Source organism: Fictibacillus phosphorivorans (assembly GCF_001619875.1).
Lineage (GTDB): Bacteria > Bacillota > Bacilli > Bacillales > Fictibacillaceae > Fictibacillus > Fictibacillus phosphorivorans_B.
This window is the reverse complement of sequence record NZ_LRFC01000038.1, coordinates 609,911-630,450: the sequence shown is the minus strand read 5'-3', so window position 1 is coordinate 630,450 and position 20,540 is coordinate 609,911. Positions and strand designations below refer to the sequence as shown.

Genomic DNA, 20,540 nt, shown 5'->3' with positions numbered 1-20,540 from the left:
AACCTCCAATATTATAGCTAAAATGCTAAAAATGAAACAATTCGCCCCCTGATTAAGAGGACGAACAAATTTCCTTATTTATAAAATGCCGCAATTTGTGAAACTACATACTCTTGCTGTTCCAATTTCAGCTCTGGGAACATCGGTAAAGATACAGCTTCTTTAGCAGCTTTTTCAGCTTCTGGGAAGTCTCCTTCTTTATAGCCAAGGTCTTTGAACACAGGCTGAATATGAAGGCAAAGCGGGTAATAAACCATCGTGTCGATACCTTGTTCTTTTAGGTATGCTTGTAGCTCATCACGCTTCTCTACACGCAGTGTGTATTGGTGGAACACGTGTCTGCGGTTTTCAAGAGCAACAGGTGTAACTACTTTGTCACCTAGTTGTTCTTTCAATAGTTGAGTGTAGGTTGCAGCATTTTGCTGACGCATTTCACTCCATTTATCTAGATGAGGAAACTTCACATTTAATACTGCAGCTTGAAGCTCATCTAAACGGCTGTTGTACCCAAGTACGTGGTGGTAATATTTCGGCTTACTTCCATGTACACGAATAACAGACATTTTTTCTGCCATTTCGTCGTTATTTGTAACGATCATTCCACCGTCACCATATGCACCTAAGTTTTTAGTCGGGAAGAAACTATAAGTCGCGGCAGTTCCAAGTTCACCAACACTCTTACCTTTATAAGTAGAACCAATCGCTTGAGCAGCATCCTCTACAATAGCAAGATTGTGTTTATTAGCGATCTCTACAATCGGATCCATGTCTGCCATCTGACCGTATAAGTGGACTGGAATAATCGCTTTTGTCTTGTCTGTAATAGCTGCTTCGATCTTAGAAGGATCAATATTGAAAGTTACAGGGTCAATATCAACAAAAACCGGTGTAGCACCAGCACGTGCAATCGCACCAGCCGTTGCAAAGAAAGTAAATGGTGTAGTGATTACTTCATGACCAGCTTCAACGCCAGCTGCTTGAAGTGCGATATGAATAGCATCACTTCCATTACCGACCCCAACTGCATATTTAGTATTACTGTATTGAGCAACATCTGCTTCTAACTTCTTCACATTATCTCCAAGGATAAAACGGGAAGATCCCATTACATCATCTAATACTGAAATCATATCTTCTCTTAAAGTTTGATATTGTTCTGAAAGATCTAGCATTGGTACACGCATTTTCACAAAACTCCTTGTAATCAAATTGTTTGTTTTGACTCATAACACACAGGTCTCATTTTATCATATTTTGATTCTCGACACCTTTTTTATGTCCTTTTAAAAAGCCGCTCGCGTAAGCAAACGGCTTGTGCTCCCTTTATTGTTTCCCAGTAACCTTTCGATAAATCGCCATGAATGGTTTGTATTTATGATGTACGAGTCCAATCATTTCTGCAATTAATTCAATAAAGATAAGAAGGCTTATCAATATGAAAACTGATCCGATCATCGTAGAATGCGATAATATGATGGCACTTATGGCAAAAATTAATCCTAATCCATAAATCGCGATCACTGTTGTTCTGTGGGAAAACCCAAGAGCGAGCAACCGATGATGAAGATGATGTTTATCAGGTGCAGAAATAGGTTTTTTATTAACGATCCTGCGTATAATAGCAAATGTTGTATCAAAGATTGGTACGCCTAAAATAATGATTGGTACGATAAAACTAAAAAGTGTTACGGATTTGTAAAGCCCTAGCAATGACAAAATGGAGATGGAGTAACCGAGAAATAAAGCACCCGTATCGCCCATGAAAATCTTGGCTGGATTAAAATTATAAAATAAAAATCCTAATATACTTCCCATTAAGATTAAAGCTAGAGTGGAAATAAGCATCATACCAGCTGAGCCCGCAAGAAAAGCAATTGTGGATATTACGATTAAGGATACACCCGCTGCTAGACCATCTAAGCCATCAATTAAGTTAATGGCATTTGTAATTCCAATAATCCACAGAATGGTAATTGGAACGGTCCACACACCAAGGTCAAAAACCCCAACAAAGGGAATCGTTAAGAAATCAATTTTTAAGCCCGTAGCCACGACAATTCCTGCAGCCAGAAGTTGACCAAGCAACTTCACTTTTGCTGATAGTTCGTACATATCATCAAATATTCCTGTTGCTAAAATCACAAGCGCAGCTATTGTAATACCCGTTACTTGTTCACTGTAAACACCGCCAGCGAAGTATCCAGCTACTACACCAATAAAAATTGCTAGCCCGCCGAGTCGCGGCATCACTTTCTGATGTACTTTTCTATGATTAGGTTTATCTGTTGCTCCAATTTTTATAGCAAATTTTATAACAAATGGTGTTATAACCAGGACTGTTATGAATGATGCAATAAAAGCAAACCATAAATTTAAATTCATAAGAATCCCCTTTTAGTAAATAGTCTTAGTAAATTACGCAAATAATCGTATCATAACTATTGCTGAAATCAATCCCATTATCTAATTTTCACTAATTCTTAACATTAAAAACAAGAATCACTTTTAATTTCCCATAAACCAAGAATCCTTAACCTTAATTTACAGCTTTTACAGTTTTTAATTATTTCCAAAAATGAAACCTCCAAAAGAATTATAAAGGACGTATATAATTACGATTAAATTATGTGAAATATCCTATATTTTTTATACCTTTACTCATCATTGTTCCATAAAGTCTTAAAGTACGGGGATGTTATCTGTTTTCGATTTTATTTTTCTCATAAAAATGGTCGATCTCCGTTTCAGGCCACTCGCTTTCCAGGAAGTGATGCTTTGCACCGGCCAAGAGTCTCACACCTTTCACTCCAATCAACTTTTCAAATAAACAAAATGACCAAAAGCAAAAAAAGCTCACATCAAAAGGTCACTTTACGTCCTTTTTGTGTCAGCATCTTATGAAATCAAAATTTACCTTTTTTTAATTTTTCAATCGCATCGTATTGCAGTAAAAAGTCAGAAAGTTCCACCTCATACTGAACTCGATCATAATTTTTTCTGCATTTTTTAACGTCTACCTTTTCACCTGTTTGGGTATCCGTACAAATTCCATTTTCAAAAACTCCGTCTAATGACATCTCGAAATCATATTTTTCTGAGAAAAAAGAGAACGGAGTAATCTCATGCCTAAAACCAACATATCCTTCTTTTTTTACACTTAAATCATAACCAAGCTGATATAGCGGCTGCTGGGTTCCAAACAATGAAGTAACAGTCGGCGCGATGTCCATCTGACTGGCAATGACTTCGTTAACTTCACCCTCTGTTTGAGTTGGGCGATGAATGACTAATGGAATATTAAACATTTCTTTTTTGTTGAAAACTATGTTTAAGTCCTTTTTAAGCTGATCGGCATTATCTGGAATCAGACCATAGTGATCTCCATAGTAAACAATTACAGTATCTTCATATAATCCTTCCTGTTTTAAACCCTCTAATAACTGCCCAAAAGCTTGGTCGGCATAATACACATTTTGGAGATAGTGGCCAACAGGTGTATCATTCATATGTGCAGGAAGATTGAGTTTTTGATGTTCTTTTGGAAGTTCAAAAGGTCTATGATTGGTTAATGTAACAACAAAACTGTAAAAAGGTTTATCTTCTTTCTTCCATATGTCAACAAGTTGTTTAAAGAAACTTTTATCATCGATTCCTAATCCAACAACATTTGAATCATCTATCGAAGGATGCTCTTTGCTGTAAAAAATGTCATACCCTTGAGCGGGGTAAGCATTCTTGCGGTTCCAGAAATCCGGTACATTTCCATGTGCTGCACTCGTTTGATATCCTTCACTTTTAAGAATTTGTCCCAACGATTGAAATACCCCTTTTTCATACGTACGATAGGCACCATCTTTTTTGCTTGGATATAATGAATTATTGGCCACAAACTCCGCATCCGATGTATTTCCTCTGCCGATTTGAAGATACGTGTTAGGATAATAACTGCTTTCTTTTATAAAGGCATTTAGATACGGCGTAATCTCTTGGCCGTTCACCTCGAGATTAACAACGAAGTCATTTAATGACTCCGCTTGAATCATAAGCAGGTTCTTTCCTTTAGCGTCACCAAAGTAAGGTGACATCTGCTGAGTTTCTTGACGTTTTTCTAACTCGCTCTCATATTCCTTTAACTGCTTAATAGAATCTTGCGAGCTGAATACTTCTGCAGCTGCCATACGCTCCATGTAACTATTATACGTTTCAGATATATGGGTTGGAATGATGCCTGTTTTCGCTACTTTTAATTGCTCACTAAAGTCATCTTTTACAAGATGCAAATACGTATATTTCATGGAACTAAATCCAAGGATTAAACAAAAAGCTACTAGTACAAAATGAACTCCTGGGCGTTTATAGCTTACCTTCTTTAGAGGGTAAAATAAGAAAACAAGAAGAATTAAAAGATCAATTCCATACCATATATCTGTTAACCGCATAAGTGTCAAAATCGAGTCATCGACAGCTTTAAGCTGTCCCGCCTGCCCCAACATTTCTATAGAAAGAATGGAATGATAATAGCGCTGGTATACAACATCTGCATATAAAAGGAAAGAAACTAGTACATAAAGAATAAATGTTAAACTGAATGCCCATTTAGAAATTCGGACCATTAAAGGGCTGACTAATATTAAGATGACGCCAGCGCTCGTCAGCAAGATACCTTTTTTATGTGGAACAATTCCCATCTCTACTGAAAAATAGATATTCTTCAGTGTCCAGCCCACTAGCAAAATAAAAAATATAAAAGCAACAAAAATGAAGTTTTGCTGTATATTTGATTTCAAATCTATAATTCTCACTTTCCATCCCATTTTCCGTATATTATATTACAAAATTGTAAATATATCCAATAATTGAAAGTGTGAACCTGTCGAATTTTGATAAAAAAACAACTTTTTAATAGAATAAAAGATTGATATCCACTGATTACCAATTTATAATGATGAGAAGAGAAATATAGTTAATTACCTACTCACTCTTTTTAAAATATTAAAAAAGTAAATGAGGTATTTATGAATTTTCAAATATTTATGGCAGCAATCGTCTCTTTTTTTGTGGTCTTACTCATTACACCACTCGTAATAAGGTTAGCGATTTTGATAGGGGCTACTGATCAGCCAGATGCCAGAAAAGTACACAAAAAGATTATGCCGAGACTTGGTGGGTTGGCTATCTTTATAGGGGTTATGGCAGGTTATTTTGCGGCTGATCTACACAATCAATCCATTAAAGGAATCACGCTCGCTGGCATCATCATTATTATTGTAGGAATAATCGATGACCTTTACTCCCTATCTCCAAAATACAAATTACTAGGTCAGTTTATAGCAGCTTTTATTGTTGTTCACACTGGGTTAGCTATTGATTTTATTACGATTCCTTTCGTAGGACAATTCGATCTAGATCTACTATCTTATCCCGTTACAATCCTTTGGATCTTAGCCATTACAAACGCAATTAATTTAATTGATGGTCTCGATGGCCTTGCAGCTGGAGTTTCTGCCATTGTAATAGCTACCATTGCGATTATGGCCGGTTTAAATGGAAACATCATGATTTTAACCATATCCATGATTGTCTTAGGTTCAACAATTGGATTTTTGTTTTACAACTTTAATCCTGCTAAAATTTTTATGGGAGACACCGGCGCTCTTTTTTTAGGGTATTGCATCGCAATTCTATCGTTGCTCGGACTATATAAAAGTGTTACGTTATTCAGTTTCGTCGTACCCATAATTATTCTAGGTGTTCCTATCTTTGATACAACTTTTGCAATCTTAAGAAGACTTGCCAATGGACAGCCAATCTCTGCTGCTGACAAAGGGCACCTTCATCATCAATTACTTCGGTTAGGCTTGTCACATAAAATAACCGTTATTATTATCTATATATTAAGCATTATCTTTAGTCTAGCCGCCGTTATATTCTCAACTACAACGCTGTGGGGCTCGTTAGCTATAACTTTCGGCCTTTTGCTAATGTTGGAATTAATAGCAGAACTAATAGGTTTAGTTCATCACAAATACAGACCATTACTCTACATGTATGATAAAGTATTTGGTCAAGGTAGAAACATCAACCGCTCAAAAGCAAAATAATTAATTCTAAAAAAAGTCTATGTCAAATCGATATAGACTTTTTATCTGTTCTTCTATGCAAAACTAGTAAATGGATACAATTTTTGGATTGAAATCTATCATGCAGTCTTATATAATAGTGAAGATGTAAAACAATGTAAAAAAATGATGATATATGTAAATTATTTTAAAGGAGTAATTGTTATGGGGTTGCGTTCAAATACAAAAAGAAAGAAAAAAAAGAAATTTCTTAAAGTAATAATTATTTTTCTCAGTATCATCTTACTTGCAGGGGCAGGTTATACCTATTATGTTTATAACTCTGTAAAAGAAACGGCTAACAAAATGCATGAAAAAAGCGAATGGTCAGGTTCCAAAAAGCGAGAGAATAAATTAGATCTTTCTGCCAATCCGTTGTCTATATTGGTTTTAGGGGTTGATGAGCGTGAAGGTGATCGTGGCCGTTCTGATACATTAATGGTTGTTACTGTAAATCCGAATGATAATTCTACCTACATGATGAGCATACCTCGTGATACTAAGACAGAGATTATAGGTAGAGGTAAGCAAGATAAAATTAACCATGCCTATGCTTTTGGTGGTACGAACATGACCATTCAAACAGTTGAAAATTTCTTGGATATTCCCATTGATTATTATATGAAAGTAAATATGGAAAGCTTTAAACAAATTGTAGACGCCTTAGGTGGTGTTAGGGTAAAAAACCAACGATTAGCTTTTAATTACCAAGGTTATTCTTTTCCAAAAGGTACACTAAATCTTACTGGAGATGAAGCTCTAGCCTATTCCAGAATGAGAAAAGCAGATCCTAGAGGCGACTTTGGGCGTAATGAGAGACAACGCCAGGTAGTAAACGGCATTATTAATGAAGGTGCACAGGTGTCTTCTATTACTAAACTAGGTAGTATACTAGATGTACTTGGCGATAACATATCAACGAATATGTCGTTTGACGATATGAAAGACATCCAAGCCAATTACAAAGGCGCTAGAAAAAGCGTACAATCTATAGAGATTAATGGACAAGGTGGAAACATTGGAGGAGTATATTACTTTAATGTGAACGAAGAGGAAAGAACACGTATTAGCTCTATGCTAAAAAAACATCTTGAACTTTAATAATAAAGAGGGTGGCTCTATCGAGCCATCCTCTTTTATTAACTAACTTTTGAGTTTACAAGAAAAGCCACAAGAACGTATCTTTCTGGTGCTGCCCCTACAAAATTAAAAGGGTAGCATGTACTCACGGTTAAGGTTGCCCGCGGCTTAGGAACAATTACCGTACGGTCATCCTTATCAACGATTCTGACTTGTTTTACTTTATACGTAAATTCTCCAGCAGTCGTTGTTACTACTAGAAGATCACCTTTTTTCACTTCACCGAGCTTCCTAAAAACAGTGTCACGATGCCCGGAAAGCACAGAATTATCTTTCTCTCCTGGCAATACACTATCTGCAAAGTGTCCTACACCTTTTTCAAGTTCATCTTCATTTGTTCCATGAAAGATCGGCAATTCCGCTTTTAACTTCGGGATGTACAAATTCCCAATGTTTTCTCCCACTTTAGGTCGATTTGTATATAGTTCTGTTTTAGCAGATACTTCCTTAGTAGCTGATGCTTTTGTTTCTGGTTTAGTAAAAGTCTGCTCTCTTTTATCTTGTCCTATCTTAAAAAGTAAATAACCCTTAGCAAATTTGTATGCATTTGTTGATGAGAACCATAGTCCAAAAACAATAAACAAAATAGCAATAGCTGAAAATATGAATCTTTTTTTCATCCTCATATTACTGTTGTCTTATACGTCTAAACATAAAAGCACCAAGTAATACAATTCCGAAACCTAGCATCATATTTGTTCCATAATCAGATGCTGTCTTTGGAAGCTTTGCACCCTTTACTGTTTTATGTTTTTGTTTCGGTGAACTCTTAATTTTTTCAATCTTATCTACTACTTTAGGAACTTCTTTAATATCTTTACCTGTTTCTTGGATGATTTCAGCACCTATCATTTCAGCAGTAAATAACATATCTAAAATAAAGTTACCATTTAGGTCGGATAGTTTGATCATAAGTTTGTAACCTGATTTCATTTCTTTTAAAAATAGTAGTTCTTTTAGTGTGAGTGGTTGCGTATCCGTACCATTCGTTAAATAGAATTCAGATTTAAGCTCAAGAATTTCAAGCACTTCTTGTGCAATAGATAAAAACTCTGCAATTTGTGCATCTGTAAGTTCGTCAACACTTTCAAAATCTTCAAAAGCCATCATACGATCTGCAAGCTCCATCAGACGTTCTTCCATTGCCGGGTCAGTAAGTTTGTCCTCTAGTGCTACTAGATGTTCCATTAGTGCGTTGAGTTCATTTTCTGTCAGACCAAACTCTGCGAATAAATCGTCGAATTCAGGCATCTCCTCACCATTTAAGAAAAAGCTTACGTCAAAATATAAATCATCTACAAATATGTAGTTATCAATACTTTCTCCGTTTTCTTCAAGTAAAGAAAATAATGTTTCCTGGTCTAACTCAAAATCTTCATATATTGTTTCAAGATTACTATAGTCTGCTTTAATGACTGGACCCAATGAATCTCTCAACTCTGTGACATCTTCAAAAAAAGATAGATCTTCTTCATAATATTCCATCACATAGTCTTCAAGATCCTCTTTTGTAAACTCGATTCCGCGCTCCGTACTAACTTCTTCTAAATACTCAGTTAGTTCTTGCTCATCTACTTCTGCAAACGAAACGGTTGGAAATAACGAAAATAATAGTGCAAAAACCGACAATAAAGCAAAGTATTTTCTCAACCAAAACCCACCCTTTTTTTTATTTAACAATAACATAATAATAGGGTAAAAATTGACATTTGTATATATGTTTTTTCCAATAATTTGATATGTTTTTACATGATTTGATAAAAAAAACACCTCTTTCATTGTTAGAAGAGGTGCCGTATCAATCTATTATTTTTGCAAAGAAATCCAATTTGATTGTGTTATCGATTTGTTCCCTGCAACATCAGTACTTTCAAATACAAACCTGTATTTTCCTGCCTTTGCATAGGTTTTGCTTTGCGTTATCCCATCCCAGCTTTGAGTGTGTGTTCCTGATTTTAGCGACATTTTGCTAGCCAAGGTCCTTATTTTTTGACCATTGTTGTTAACAACATAAATCATTACCTTTGAAGCTTCATTTGTTGTGAACTTACTAACAGCCGTAATACTTTTCCCTGCTTTGTAAACAGAGGGGGATATCGCAGCACTCTTAAGAAGGGGTGCCTTGCTGTCAACTATTATCGTTGCTGTCTTCCGATCTGCTTTTTGATTATTAGCATCAATACTGTCTATTCTCATCAGATAATTTCCATCTGGCACTTGTTTTCCAGAGCTGTATTTACCATTCCAGCCTATTGTCTGACTACCACCTAATAGAAGTTTATTAGATATAATATTTTTCACATGTGCACCTTTTGCATCAAAGATCTTTGCTGTAACTAATTGTGTTTTATTGAGCTTTATAGGGACCGCCGCCGCTCTCAATACTTTAGGAGAATAATAAATTGTCGTTTTTTCTAAACTGATTGATGGCTTTAATTGATTTTTTACGGTAAAAGAAGTCTCTTTCGTCCTAGCAGCAGAACCTTTAACTGCTGTAACTATTATTTTGTAAGAACCACTATCAGCGTAACTGCCGTTGTCGATTCTCCCGTCCCATGAAACGTTTACCTGTTTGTCAGTACCTTTAACATTTTTACTAATGGTTTTTACAATCTTGCCCTTTGCATCTTTTACAACTACGGATACCGAGGAACCAATATAAGCTTTATAAGACGCTGTAATAGAGTTTAGTCCATTTATTACTAATTCTTTTGCTGATAAAGTTGTGATTGAAAGTGCTGCCGGAGTATTTTTAACCGCTAAAGAAGCATCAATTCTACCATATCCAGAAAGGTCATCCCTCCCTGCTGTGTATAGGTCAACAGTTGACTTCTTTAAGACGGCATCTACTTGCGCTTCTGTTAAAAATGGGTTTTTTGAAAGCATCAAGGCAATGGTCCCAGTTACGACAGGAGATGCCATTGAAGTTCCGCTCATATATCCATATTTTCCATAGGCAATTGTAGAATAAATATCTTCTCCAGGTGCAGCATAATCAACATAGCTTCCGTAGTTGGAAAAATAAGCAGCACGATCAGTATTGTTAGTGGCACTGACTCCAAATACACCATTATAAGCAGCTGGATATGTTTTTTCGTCTACATGATCATTACCAGCAGCAGCAACAACTATAGTTCCTTTAGATCTTGCGTAAGCAACAGCATCATCAATCACTTTGCTGTAATAATAACTCCCTAAACTCATGTTTATCACATCAGCTCCCTGATCTGCTGCATAAAATAAAGCGGATGAAATTTCTTCAGCAGTTGTAGTAGCTCCATAAAAAACATTTATCGGCATAATTTTAGCGTTAGGAGCAATACCTGCTACTCCTACCGAATTAAAAGACGCACCTATTATTCCCGCAACATGAGTTCCGTGATCATCGGGATAATAAGTAGAATCCCCATCCACTGCATCATATGGCTTGTACAGTTTTCCTTTTAGTTCTGGGTGCTTACCATCTACACCGCCATCAATTACTGCTACAACTACGTCACTTGCCCCTTTTGTCGTATCCCATGCTAAAGGCGTATTAATTTTGGAATGAAACCATTGTTTTTTATAAAGAGGTTCAGAAGGAATATATTCTTTCTGAATTTTATAATTAGGTTCTACGTATTCTACTATTCTGTTATCGTAAAGCTTATTAACTAGTTTAGGTAAATTCGTTTCATCAGAAAAAGACACCACATAAAAGTTCTTTCCAATGGGTTTTATATTAACAAGATTAAAAAAGGTTTTTAAAATTGACTTGTCTTTCTTATCAAGTTCTTTCGAGAATTTTATAATGAGTTCTGTCTTTACGTAGTCTTTACCTTGGAACATTTTTTGATAGGTATATGCCGTTTTCTCGGATTGCTTGGACTTACTCTCAGCTAATGCATGAGTAGAAGAAAAGCTGAGTGAAGTAAGAATCAAACAGGTTAAAAGTTTTTTTCTATTCATCATGGCCCCCAAAGTTTTGGAATATAAATTTATTATACTTTAAAAACCACTTTTTACCACTTAATTCATAGATTTATATAACAAAAAACAGCCTGCTATTAACAGGCTGATGCTTATTTGGATATGATCAGCTTTTGACCAGGATAGATAGAAGCTGACTTTAACTTATTCGTTTTCATAATTTGATTAACTGAAACACCATAGCTGTTGCTGATTCCCCACAGCGAGTTTCCACGCTTAACCGTATAAGAGATTGTTTTTGTAGTAGATGCTATTGAAACTGTTGTTGTCTTTTTAATAGGTGCAGTTTTCACTGTTGAAGCTTTTTTAATAGATGGAGCTTGTCCGCTTATCTTCAACACCTGACCTACTTTCAGAGAAGTAGATTTTAAATTGTTTAACTTTTGGATAGCAGCTACAGTTGTTTTATACTTTTTGCTGATGCTCCAAAGTGTTTCCCCTTTTTGAACCTTATGCACTTTTCCTTGACCTGTACTGGCAGCTGGTTTAGCTTGAATAGGCTTTTTGGCAGCAGCGGCTGTTGCTTTCTGAGTAATCACACGTCTGCCTGTTATATATCGAGCTCCCCAGTAATATTTAGAAAATGCATCTGTGTAGGCAACTCCGTTTGATTGTGCATTAAGCATCTTTCCATTACCTGCGTAGATTCCAGCATGATTGACTCTTCCATCAAAGTCCGTGTCGTAGAATACTAGATCACCTTTTTGAAGATTAGCTTTTGAAACAGCTACTCCAGCTGAAGCTTGTCCAACACTTGTTCGTGGAATTGTAATTCCGTTTTGTGCAAAAACATATGAAGTAAAAGAAGAACAATCAAAAGTACGTGTATTTCCAAAAGCTGAACCGTATTTATAAGGAGTACCTAAATATTTATGACCCGTCTTAATAATATCATCTCCAAGTGAAGCATGAGCAAACTCTCCACCTGATAAAATTACACCAGCAGCAACTGCGATAGACAAAATTTTCTTTTTCATAATAAATTACCCTCCAATTGATTAGGCTAGATATAACCAATTGGGTTCAAGTTATTCTAGTAGACTAGTTCAATTTATGTAGTAAAAAACAAATATGTATTGTATGTTTCTACCTTTTGCTTGACCCCATCGTCCTAAGTCTATGGTAGCATAAGTAGACCCATCGGTTTATTACATGTTCGTTACATATCTGACAGCATTTGTGTAATTTTTGTAATATTATGCTAAATAATGTCGTATATAGGAAAGGGTTTTACGTAATTCAAACCAATTAATCAGTCCTATATACCCATATCCTAGAGGAACTTGTTCATAAATTTATTCAATGACTGCTCATGTACATTTGCGTTTAACGTACCACATATACTTACTAGTCCCATCTAGTTCCTTAGAATAATTAATTCGTATACATTAGAAAAATTAAAAAGCTGACATCGAAAAGGTCACTTGATATACCTTGGATGTCAGCTTCCAATTTATTTAAGAACTTCTTTAAACACATTCTTAACTTTAGGAGTTACATAGTGACTGCCGTTACGTTCTTCAACGTCTTCAATCATCATGGAAACGAGAAGGGATGGATTTTGTGTGTTATAGCCAACAAACCAGCCCAATTCTTTCCCTTTGTCTTCTCCCGCAGCTTTAAGCTCAGCCGTTCCGGTTTTCCCTGCGAGCGGCAAGTCTTTCATAAAGGCATCTTTATGGGCTGTTCCGTTTTTATTGGCTACAACCTGGACCAGATCCCCACTTACCAATTTCGCTGTCTCTGGTGAGATCACGTTTTCTTTCCAGATAGACTCCTCTTTAGCCTGATCTAATCTTGGCGCCAACAAGTTCCCTTCATTTAAGAACGGTGTGTAGGACATAGCTACATGCAGCGCACTCATCTGAACCTGTCCTTGGCCGAAGCCACTGTCAGCGAGCTGCCCTTCACTCATGCCACCTTTCCCAACAGAAGATGCAGTAAATGGGAAGGAAATAGGTATTTCTTCCCCAAATCCGAATCTCTTCAAGCCTTCTGTAAACTTGTCTTCACCTAGTTTTAACGCTGCTTGAGCAAAGTAAATATTATCAGAATAGATTAGCGCTTTTTCTAAGTTGACGCTCGGAACGTCAGTAACCCTAGTTACTTTGTAACTGCCCCAAGCTTTCTTATCTTTTTGCCATGTTTTACCCGATACTTTCATTTCTGCGTTAGGGTTAAGAGTTCCATTTTCGAGCCCGATCGCAGCCGTTAAAGGTTTGAGTGTCGAACCTGGTGCGTAGACATATTTAAAACGGTTTAACATTGGCTGTTTTGGATCATCTGCCCATTTTTGTCTAAGAGACTTTGTTAATCCTAACGTAAATTGGTTTGGATCATAAGACGGACTGTTCACTAACGCAAGTACATCTCCTGTTTTTGGATGAATGGCCGATGCCGTTCCAACGTCAGCCTTCATTTGGTTATAGATTGAAAGCTGTACTCTGCTATTAATCGTTGTTTTTACATCTGTTCCGTTTTGAACTTCCTTTTGTGCGAGTATCAATTTTTCCTCACCTTTGCTATCGAGGATCTTAATTAGCCCACCGCTCGTGCCACGCAGCTGTTCCTCGTATACTTGTTCAAGCCCCGCTTTACCAATCCAATCTTGTGATGAATAACCTTTTCCTTCTAACTTCTCTAAATCCTCGGCAGAAATGGGTGCAATATAACCAGTAAGGTGTGCTGCAGCTTCTTTTAAAGGATAAAGCCGTGTCAATTTCTTTTGGTAATCAACACCATCTAGTGCAATGATGTCTTTTAACTTCGCGTCATCTGCTGATACCTTTTTAATGGGTACCGCCTGATTCGGCTTCACCCACGGCTGATCCAGCTGCTTTTGTATCTCTTCTGTCGTCATCCCCAGCAGTTTAGATAAAGGTGTTAGTGTTTTTGCTTTATCTTGAGGCAATTTATCAGGAACAATAATAATTTCAGCTGCTACACCATTAATTGCCAGCGGCTTGCCTTCATTGTCTAGAATCTGCCCCCTTTTCGGAGAGATGGTAGAAGCAGAGATTCGGTCGCCTTTTTTCATTTCTGGAAAAATGTGCGACGTATTCCACTGGATCCCCCACTTTTCAGAATCATCCTTTTTTTCAAGGTTCATTTTCATGTCATGTGAATATTCTATCGGTCCGCCAAGTGTTTCCATCTTAACGGTATAAGGAAGACTCACATTCTCGCTTTCTTCTTCCTCTTTTTTCTTTTGCTTTTTTATATCCACTTCTAACTTACTAACTTCAATGCCACTATAAATCGCTTCATAGCGCTTTACAAAATCTTTCTCAGAGATTTCCTCTTTGGATTTAGAATCTAGCAGCTTATACATATTCTTATAATCTTGCTTTTCCCAATAGCCTACATACTTTTTCAATGTATTTTCTGGCTTTGGTGGTTCTGAACAAGCTGATAACAGCCCTAAACAAAAGGCAGTCATAAAAATGAGTTTACATATATTCTTCAAATCATATCTCCTTCTCAACAAGTTTTGTCACGACAAACATTATCCCTTTTAAACACTTGTTTATTATAACAAAATAGTTGGGAATTTATTACTGATAAACATCTGATAGTTTACTGATAAAGAAAAAACCTTCTGAGAGTTCAGAAGATTTTATTCAAAAGCTATTTTAATAGTTTACCCGTTTTGAGCCCAAATATCTATTTTTCCAATATGACAGGTTCATATCGCTAACAGTAACGCCTGTACTTGATCCAGCGTGTACAAATTGACCATTGCCTATGTAAATACCTAAATGAGATGGTCCTGCTGTGTACGTTTCAAAATAAACAAGATCTCCTACTGCTGGATTACTTACAGTTGTTGTTGCGTTCCACATTTGTGCAACGGTTCTAGGAAGCTGCACCCCTTCTTTAGCATAAACATATTGGATAAATCCGCTACAGTCGAACCCATTTGTTGTCGTACCACCCCACACATAAGGAACACCCATAAGTTCAGAAGCATTAGCAATCACGTTGATTGTAATTTGATCACGCGTCTTGCTTGGTTTTGATGTCTGGTTTTTCTCTGCCTGAGATAGCTTAGTTAACACCGAATTTGTTACTTCACCTGTAACCGGAAGACCACTTGCTTTTTGGAACTTTTCAACACTTTCCTCTGTTACCGTTCCATAATAATCAGTAATCATAGGGTATGTAAAATAACCAAGCTTTTTGAGGCGTGTTTGAAGCTGCATAACTTGAGTTCCTTTGCTGCCAAATTTAAGTATGACCGTTTCCTTAGGAGGCGGCGCAGGTGTTGAAGCGGTAGGTTTTGGCGGTGTTGCTGTGATCGGTGTTGTGGTATTTGGTGCCTTCTTTGCCGCCACTTGCTTCTGAACACGATCAAGTGTTATTTGATCAGCCACCCCTGTTGCCTTTAACTTTTGGTTGATTTGGAATTTTCGAACGGCTTCTGTTGTAATCGTTCCGTAAAAATCAGTCGTTTTATAAAAAGTAAAGAATCCTAGACTTTTGAGATCTGTCTGAAGTTGTTTTACTTCAGGACCTGTTGAATTAAGTTTTAATACTTTTCCAGCTTGTTGGGTTTGTTGTGTTCCAGCTGGCTTAGTAGTGGAGACAGTTGGCTTTTGCACAGTTGGTTTTTTTACTGTTGGTTTTTGTACTGTTGGTTTTTGTACTGTTGGTTTTTCTTCCTGATGGGAATTCTGCAGCAATTTACCGTAGGTTTGCTTTCCCACAATTCCATCAACAACAAGACCATTTGCTTTTTGGAAGTCCATTACGGCTTTCTTTGTTATCGGTCCAAAATAAGTGGTGGTCTCTTGATAATGAAAGTACCCTTTACTTTTTAGAATGGATTGCAGATCCTTTACATCACTATTTGTTTGTCCTAACTTAAGAGTTTGGTCCCCGAGTGCAGCTTCTCCAATAACCGGTGCTGCCAAAAATGCTCCAGCAAAAGTAGAAGTCATAATAAAACGCTTTAAAACCTTTTTATTTTCCATTTCTTCCTCCTTTTACTAATTTTCAATAAGTCTCACTTCTTCTTTTATCGACAAATTCCTTCTAAATTACAGAATAAATATGCAATATATTAGTAGTTAGTTGTTTGAAGTTGTTGGATTGATTCAATTTATGCTTATTTAATTAATATTTTGGTAATATATGTAGTAACTTGAAGACAAGGAGTATTAAGGTGAAAAAACTATTAATTGTCTTGTTTGTAGCATTTATCCTTGGAGGTTTCTTAGGCTTTCAGCAAAATAAAAAACAAACTGAAAATGAGAAATTAGAATTAACCGCAGAGAGTAGGTCTACAGGGGTTACTAAGGAAAAAGGACGAATTACGGTAGATAATGTGCCTCTAATACAGCAAATGCCTGAGCTCGATCGCGGCTGTGAAGTGACATCATTGGCTATGGTCCTTCAGCACGCTGGTGTAGATGTTGATAAAATGGAGCTTGCTGAAAAGATTAGGAAAGTGGAAACACCTTACAAAAACGAAAATGGAACTTATTATTACGGCAACCCGAACGATGGATTTGTCGGTGACATCTATACGTTTGATAACATGGGATATGGTGTTTATCACGGTCCAGTGGCTGAACTAGCTGAGGAATACTTGCCTGGCGGAATTGAAGATATGAGCGGTGGGTCTTTCGATGAATTGTTGGCTAAAGTGGAAAAAGGAAAACCCGTTTGGATTATTATAAATGCAGAGTTTAGGGCATTACCTGATAGCGAATTTCGAACATGGAATACTCCATCAGGACAAGTTGAGATTACGTGGAAAGAACATTCTGTTGTGATTACTGGATTCGATAAGAAACACGTTTATGTGAATGATCCGCTGAAAAAGGAGAAAAACCGGAAGTTGCCGCGAGCGGATTTTGTAATGGCTTGGGAACAGATGGGATCGCAGGCGATTACTTATAAGTAGAAGAAGGAACTCGGAATCTCCGAGTTCCTTCTTTCTTAATTTACACCATGCAGATCAATAAGTTCATAGACTAAACGAGTGGAGTCTTCTTTCCACGTCACTTCTTTTATAACAGCTTTCCCTACCGGAGAGCTGTTTTCCTTTTTTTGCACCGGTACAGGATGATCCAAAATAAACAGCTTATAACCTTCTAGTGAAATTTCGAACACATTACCTTCTAATCGCTTTTCTTTTCCAATCGTCACTAGGCTAGATTGCATTGTCATCGGCATTTGCATGTTATCACCTGCATTCTTTTTTCTTTATTGTAGCACTAATCTAAATTCTTTTTGTACGAATTTTTCTGTAGATAAAGAGTGCTAGAGTGACCCCGATCAGTCCACCAGCAGCATCAATCATTACATCCTCTACATGCGGCGTTCGGTTCGGTGTAAAGCTTTGGTGTACCTCATCAGAGATGGCGTACAGAATGGTTAAGAACCAAGAACTCATATATGTTAAACGGTTGTTTAAAAAATGATAGCTTAAAGCACGATTTATTAAGAATCCTAAGACGAAATACGTAAAAAAGTGTGCAGCTTTTCTGATAAAGAACTCAAGAAAATGAGCTGCGCCTAACGCTTGAATACTAATTTCGTCACCCGCGTAATGAAACGTGACCGATGAAAACAGATTTTCTATAATACTTAAGTCCAGATTCGCTGAGAGCGCAGGACGAAGATCTTGTTTTTCATAGGGTTGAGAGCTGGCATAAAAGATAATACTTATCCAAAGGAGGACTGGCAGCCAGTAGATTAAGATTTTTTTCATGAGAGACCACCTGTTTAATAATAGTACGTTTAGTAACTATAACATATCCTAGCAATCAAAAAAGACTCCGGATAACCGAAGTCTTAACTGCTATTTAAACAGAGAAATCATATAGTCTGCCCATAGCTTGTGGCCTTTTTCGTTGGGCATTAAGGTTCTGCTGTCGTAATAGTCTTTAATTTCCTCTGAATCCACGCTTGGCCAGCTAGTCCAATGGTTTAAATAGGAAACGTTTTTGTCCTTAGCATACTGTTCTAACTCCGCTATTTGGTTCGCATATTTTTCAGGTGAAAAAATCGGATTTGAAGGTTGAAGTAAAATAATCGACTCTGGGTTCGTCGTTCTAATATCTGCAATCATATTACTGAGAACATATAAAGTATCCTTCATACTGATGCCTTCATTATCATTTAATAAAGGCGGTTCAATCAAAACGACATCAGCTTTTATTGCGGTAATATCATCATAGATTTTATTTTTGATGAGCTCAGTACTTGTATATTTTGCAAAACTACTCGTTTGAATCGAGATGTCTTCTTTATATATATTCTTCATTTCGCTTGTAAAAACCTTTGCCCACGTTCCCTCATCTTGAGAAGTATTTGTTGAACCAATCAAATGAAAAGCAAAAACTTCACCAGCGGCTTTCTTTTGATTATATCTTTCTGAGAGGTCTTTGGGTGCATTCTTAAAATGAACCACTTCTTTCACGGATTCATTTGTTTTTTTCCTCTGTCCCGATCGATTTATCTGCTAATTCACGCTTTGCTGCGTATACAGTTTTTTCTAATTTATTGTTGTAATAGATCTGACCGCCAGCCACACTTGCTATAGATGCAAAAATGACCAGTATAGTAAAAAATCGCCGTTTCTTCATTCGTCCCAGCCCCTTAAATAGTCTACCTTAATCATAAAGGGGAAATTTTTCTAATACAAGAAAATTGTTGAAACGTGTAGAATTTAAGCGGAAATTTTCGTGTTTATAAACCATAACCTATTGTGGACTTACAATCATTCGTTTTACTGTCTCACTTAAGCTTTGTTCTGATGAACTGAGTCTATTAAGCTCATCATTTAACTTATTACTTATTTGTAGTAATCTCTGTTTTCTCATTGTTGCCATCCTCCTCACCTCATCCGGATTCGGCCCGCCTTGTATGCTGCGCCTCTCAACAAATTCGGCAGGACAGATGATCTCATTCCATTCTTTTTGAGTGAGTGATACATTTTGTTGGTTTTGGATGATTTCATTTACTGTTTGAATCGGAAGTTCATAGAGCTCTGTATTTTGTTTGGAGCAATTTTTTGCGATGCTCCTTGCAATTTGGTGTGCGGTTCGAAACGGGACGTTCTTATCTTTTGCGAGAAATTCAGCGAGCTCGGTAATCGTGATGCATGACGTTTTTGCCCGTTTCAGTGCAGTTTCTTTGTTTACTTCCATCGTACGTATGACCGCGTGCATAAGGTGTAACACTCTGTTCGCTTTTTCATAGCTTCGGTAAAGGTGGGGCTGAAGATCATCCTCTGTATCGACGATGTCACCAAACGGTGTGTTGTGAATCATATGAATGGTAGCGAGTGCTTCTCCTGCTGATGAACTGGCGAGTGCGCGTGAATGCTCAATGGAAACAGGGTTTCGTTTTTGCGGCATAATTGAGCTGATTTGCACGTATGGATCAGCCACTTTAATGATGTTATGTTCACGCGTTACAAGTTGCAGGAAATCCTGAATCCATCTGCCGCAATTAACCATCATGGACAGTACAGCCGTTGCGGACTCAACGAGATAATCCGCTCCAGCTATTGCATCATAGGAATTCTCGACGAGTTCACTGAAACCTAGAAGTTCGCGGACTCTTTTTCTATTTATCGGGAAGCCAGTTGTTGATAGAGCAGCTGCACCCATTGGAGATCGGTTCACAGTTTCATAAGCAGACCAAAGTCTTTTAATATCTCGGAGGAAAACATCTAAGATTGCGTTTAAGTAGTGTGCGAGTGTTGTCGGCTGTGCGGGCTGAGTGTGGGTATAAGCGGTCATAACGGTTTCTGCGTGTTCTTCTATCTTTTCTAGGAGAGCATCCGCCAAAAGCTGTGAACTTTCCACCAGCATCAAGATATGTTTTCGTAAAACAAGTCGGTACATAGCCACACCCATGTCGTTTCGGCTTCGGGCGATGTGCATTTTCCCTGCAAGGTCCGGGCCAATTTGTTCACTGATTTTATGTTCCATCATAAAGAAAAGATCTTCAAATTGCGGGTCATACTCGAGTTTTTGGCAGTCGGTTTGAGCGACCTCCTCAACTTCTTTTAGAATTACACCCGCTTCTTTTTTATCTAAAATACCTTGTTCAGCAAGCATCACAACATGAGCACGATGAATGTTAAACATCTGTTTAAATAAGTAGTCCCGCTGAACGTTAAAAACAGGACGAAGCAGATGATCGACATAGGTTTTTCCTGGAAACGATGTTCCTTCGCTTTTGATGAATTCATCCTTGGACTGCATAAGTCTCCCCCTACCTTTCAACATTATTATTAATTAGTGTATAAATGGGATAAGGGATTGGGAACAAAAAAAGCAGCCTGCATAGGGC

General features: G+C 37.2%; 17 protein-coding genes. 3 read left to right on the top strand and 14 right to left on the bottom strand.

Annotated features, from left to right (window positions below):
• Positions 1-74: 74 nt before the first annotated feature.
• The 3 genes from AWM68_RS18940 to AWM68_RS18930 all read right to left on the bottom strand — a co-directional run bounded on the left by AWM68_RS18940 (position 75) and on the right by AWM68_RS18930 (position 4,787).
• Positions 75-1,184: a DegT/DnrJ/EryC1/StrS family aminotransferase gene (locus AWM68_RS18940; RefSeq protein ID WP_066245354.1), complete on the bottom strand. Its 1,110-nt coding sequence runs from the start codon at positions 1,182-1,184 to the stop codon at positions 75-77.
• Between the two features lie 139 nt (positions 1,185-1,323).
• Positions 1,324-2,382: a glycosyltransferase family 4 protein gene (locus tag AWM68_RS18935; protein ID WP_066245352.1), complete on the bottom strand. Its 1,059-nt coding sequence runs from the start codon at positions 2,380-2,382 to the stop codon at positions 1,324-1,326.
• Between the two features lie 521 nt (positions 2,383-2,903).
• A complete protein-coding gene (locus AWM68_RS18930) occupies positions 2,904-4,787 on the bottom strand; it encodes an LTA synthase family protein (RefSeq protein ID WP_197468201.1) in 1,884 nt (627 codons plus the stop codon).
• A gap of 228 nt (positions 4,788-5,015) precedes the next feature.
• On the opposite strand from AWM68_RS18930, the gene AWM68_RS18925 reads away from it, so the two are divergent.
• Positions 5,016-6,101, top strand: coding sequence for a glycosyltransferase family 4 protein (locus tag AWM68_RS18925; RefSeq protein WP_066245348.1), 1,086 nt, complete (start codon positions 5,016-5,018; stop codon positions 6,099-6,101).
• A 183-nt stretch (positions 6,102-6,284) separates the two neighbouring features.
• Positions 6,285-7,220, top strand: coding sequence for a LytR family transcriptional regulator (locus AWM68_RS18920; protein ID WP_156488461.1), 936 nt, complete (start codon positions 6,285-6,287; stop codon positions 7,218-7,220).
• A 38-nt stretch (positions 7,221-7,258) separates the two neighbouring features.
• Here AWM68_RS18920 and AWM68_RS18915 read toward each other — a convergent pair whose 3' ends face one another.
• The 6 genes from AWM68_RS18915 to AWM68_RS18890 form a co-directional block, all read right to left on the bottom strand.
• The gene (locus AWM68_RS18915) at positions 7,259-7,879 is read right to left on the bottom strand and encodes a class D sortase (protein WP_419865595.1); all 621 of its coding nucleotides are present in this window, start codon (positions 7,877-7,879) and stop codon (positions 7,259-7,261) included.
• A gap of 7 nt (positions 7,880-7,886) precedes the next feature.
• Positions 7,887-8,909, bottom strand: coding sequence for a processed acidic surface protein (locus AWM68_RS18910; protein WP_066245344.1), 1,023 nt, complete (start codon positions 8,907-8,909; stop codon positions 7,887-7,889).
• 156 nt (positions 8,910-9,065) lie between these two features.
• The gene (locus AWM68_RS18905; RefSeq protein WP_066245342.1) at positions 9,066-11,207 is read right to left on the bottom strand and encodes a S8 family serine peptidase; all 2,142 of its coding nucleotides are present in this window, start codon (positions 11,205-11,207) and stop codon (positions 9,066-9,068) included.
• A 113-nt stretch (positions 11,208-11,320) separates the two neighbouring features.
• Positions 11,321-12,205 (bottom strand): C40 family peptidase, encoded by an 885-nt coding sequence (locus AWM68_RS18900; protein ID WP_066245340.1) that lies wholly within the window; start codon positions 12,203-12,205, stop codon positions 11,321-11,323.
• A gap of 476 nt (positions 12,206-12,681) precedes the next feature.
• Positions 12,682-14,694 (bottom strand): penicillin-binding transpeptidase domain-containing protein, encoded by a 2,013-nt coding sequence (locus tag AWM68_RS18895; RefSeq protein WP_156488460.1) that lies wholly within the window; start codon positions 14,692-14,694, stop codon positions 12,682-12,684.
• A gap of 166 nt (positions 14,695-14,860) precedes the next feature.
• Complete coding sequence (locus AWM68_RS18890) at positions 14,861-16,201, bottom strand: peptidoglycan-binding protein (protein WP_066245336.1); 1,341 nt, start codon at positions 16,199-16,201, stop codon at positions 14,861-14,863.
• A 191-nt stretch (positions 16,202-16,392) separates the two neighbouring features.
• Between AWM68_RS18890 and AWM68_RS18885 the strand changes: the two genes are divergently transcribed.
• On the top strand, positions 16,393-17,136 hold the full coding sequence (locus AWM68_RS18885; protein WP_231868453.1) for a C39 family peptidase: 744 nt from the start codon (positions 16,393-16,395) through the stop codon (positions 17,134-17,136).
• Positions 17,137-17,171: 35 nt separating this feature from the next.
• Here AWM68_RS18885 and AWM68_RS18880 read toward each other — a convergent pair whose 3' ends face one another.
• The 5 genes from AWM68_RS18880 to argH all read right to left on the bottom strand — a co-directional run bounded on the left by AWM68_RS18880 (position 17,172) and on the right by argH (position 20,452).
• Complete coding sequence (locus AWM68_RS18880; RefSeq protein WP_197468200.1) at positions 17,172-17,408, bottom strand: DUF2584 family protein; 237 nt, start codon at positions 17,406-17,408, stop codon at positions 17,172-17,174.
• A gap of 46 nt (positions 17,409-17,454) precedes the next feature.
• Positions 17,455-17,946: a VanZ family protein gene (locus tag AWM68_RS18875; protein WP_066245332.1), complete on the bottom strand. Its 492-nt coding sequence runs from the start codon at positions 17,944-17,946 to the stop codon at positions 17,455-17,457.
• Between the two features lie 90 nt (positions 17,947-18,036).
• Complete coding sequence (locus tag AWM68_RS18870; RefSeq protein ID WP_066245330.1) at positions 18,037-18,657, bottom strand: SGNH/GDSL hydrolase family protein; 621 nt, start codon at positions 18,655-18,657, stop codon at positions 18,037-18,039.
• 4 nt (positions 18,658-18,661) lie between these two features.
• Positions 18,662-18,823, bottom strand: coding sequence for a hypothetical protein (locus AWM68_RS21585; protein WP_156488459.1), 162 nt, complete (start codon positions 18,821-18,823; stop codon positions 18,662-18,664).
• 117 nt (positions 18,824-18,940) lie between these two features.
• Positions 18,941-20,452, bottom strand: a complete 1,512-nt coding sequence (argH, locus tag AWM68_RS18865; protein WP_066245328.1) for an argininosuccinate lyase — start codon at positions 20,450-20,452, stop codon at positions 18,941-18,943.
• Between the last annotated feature and the right edge of the window lie 88 nt (positions 20,453-20,540).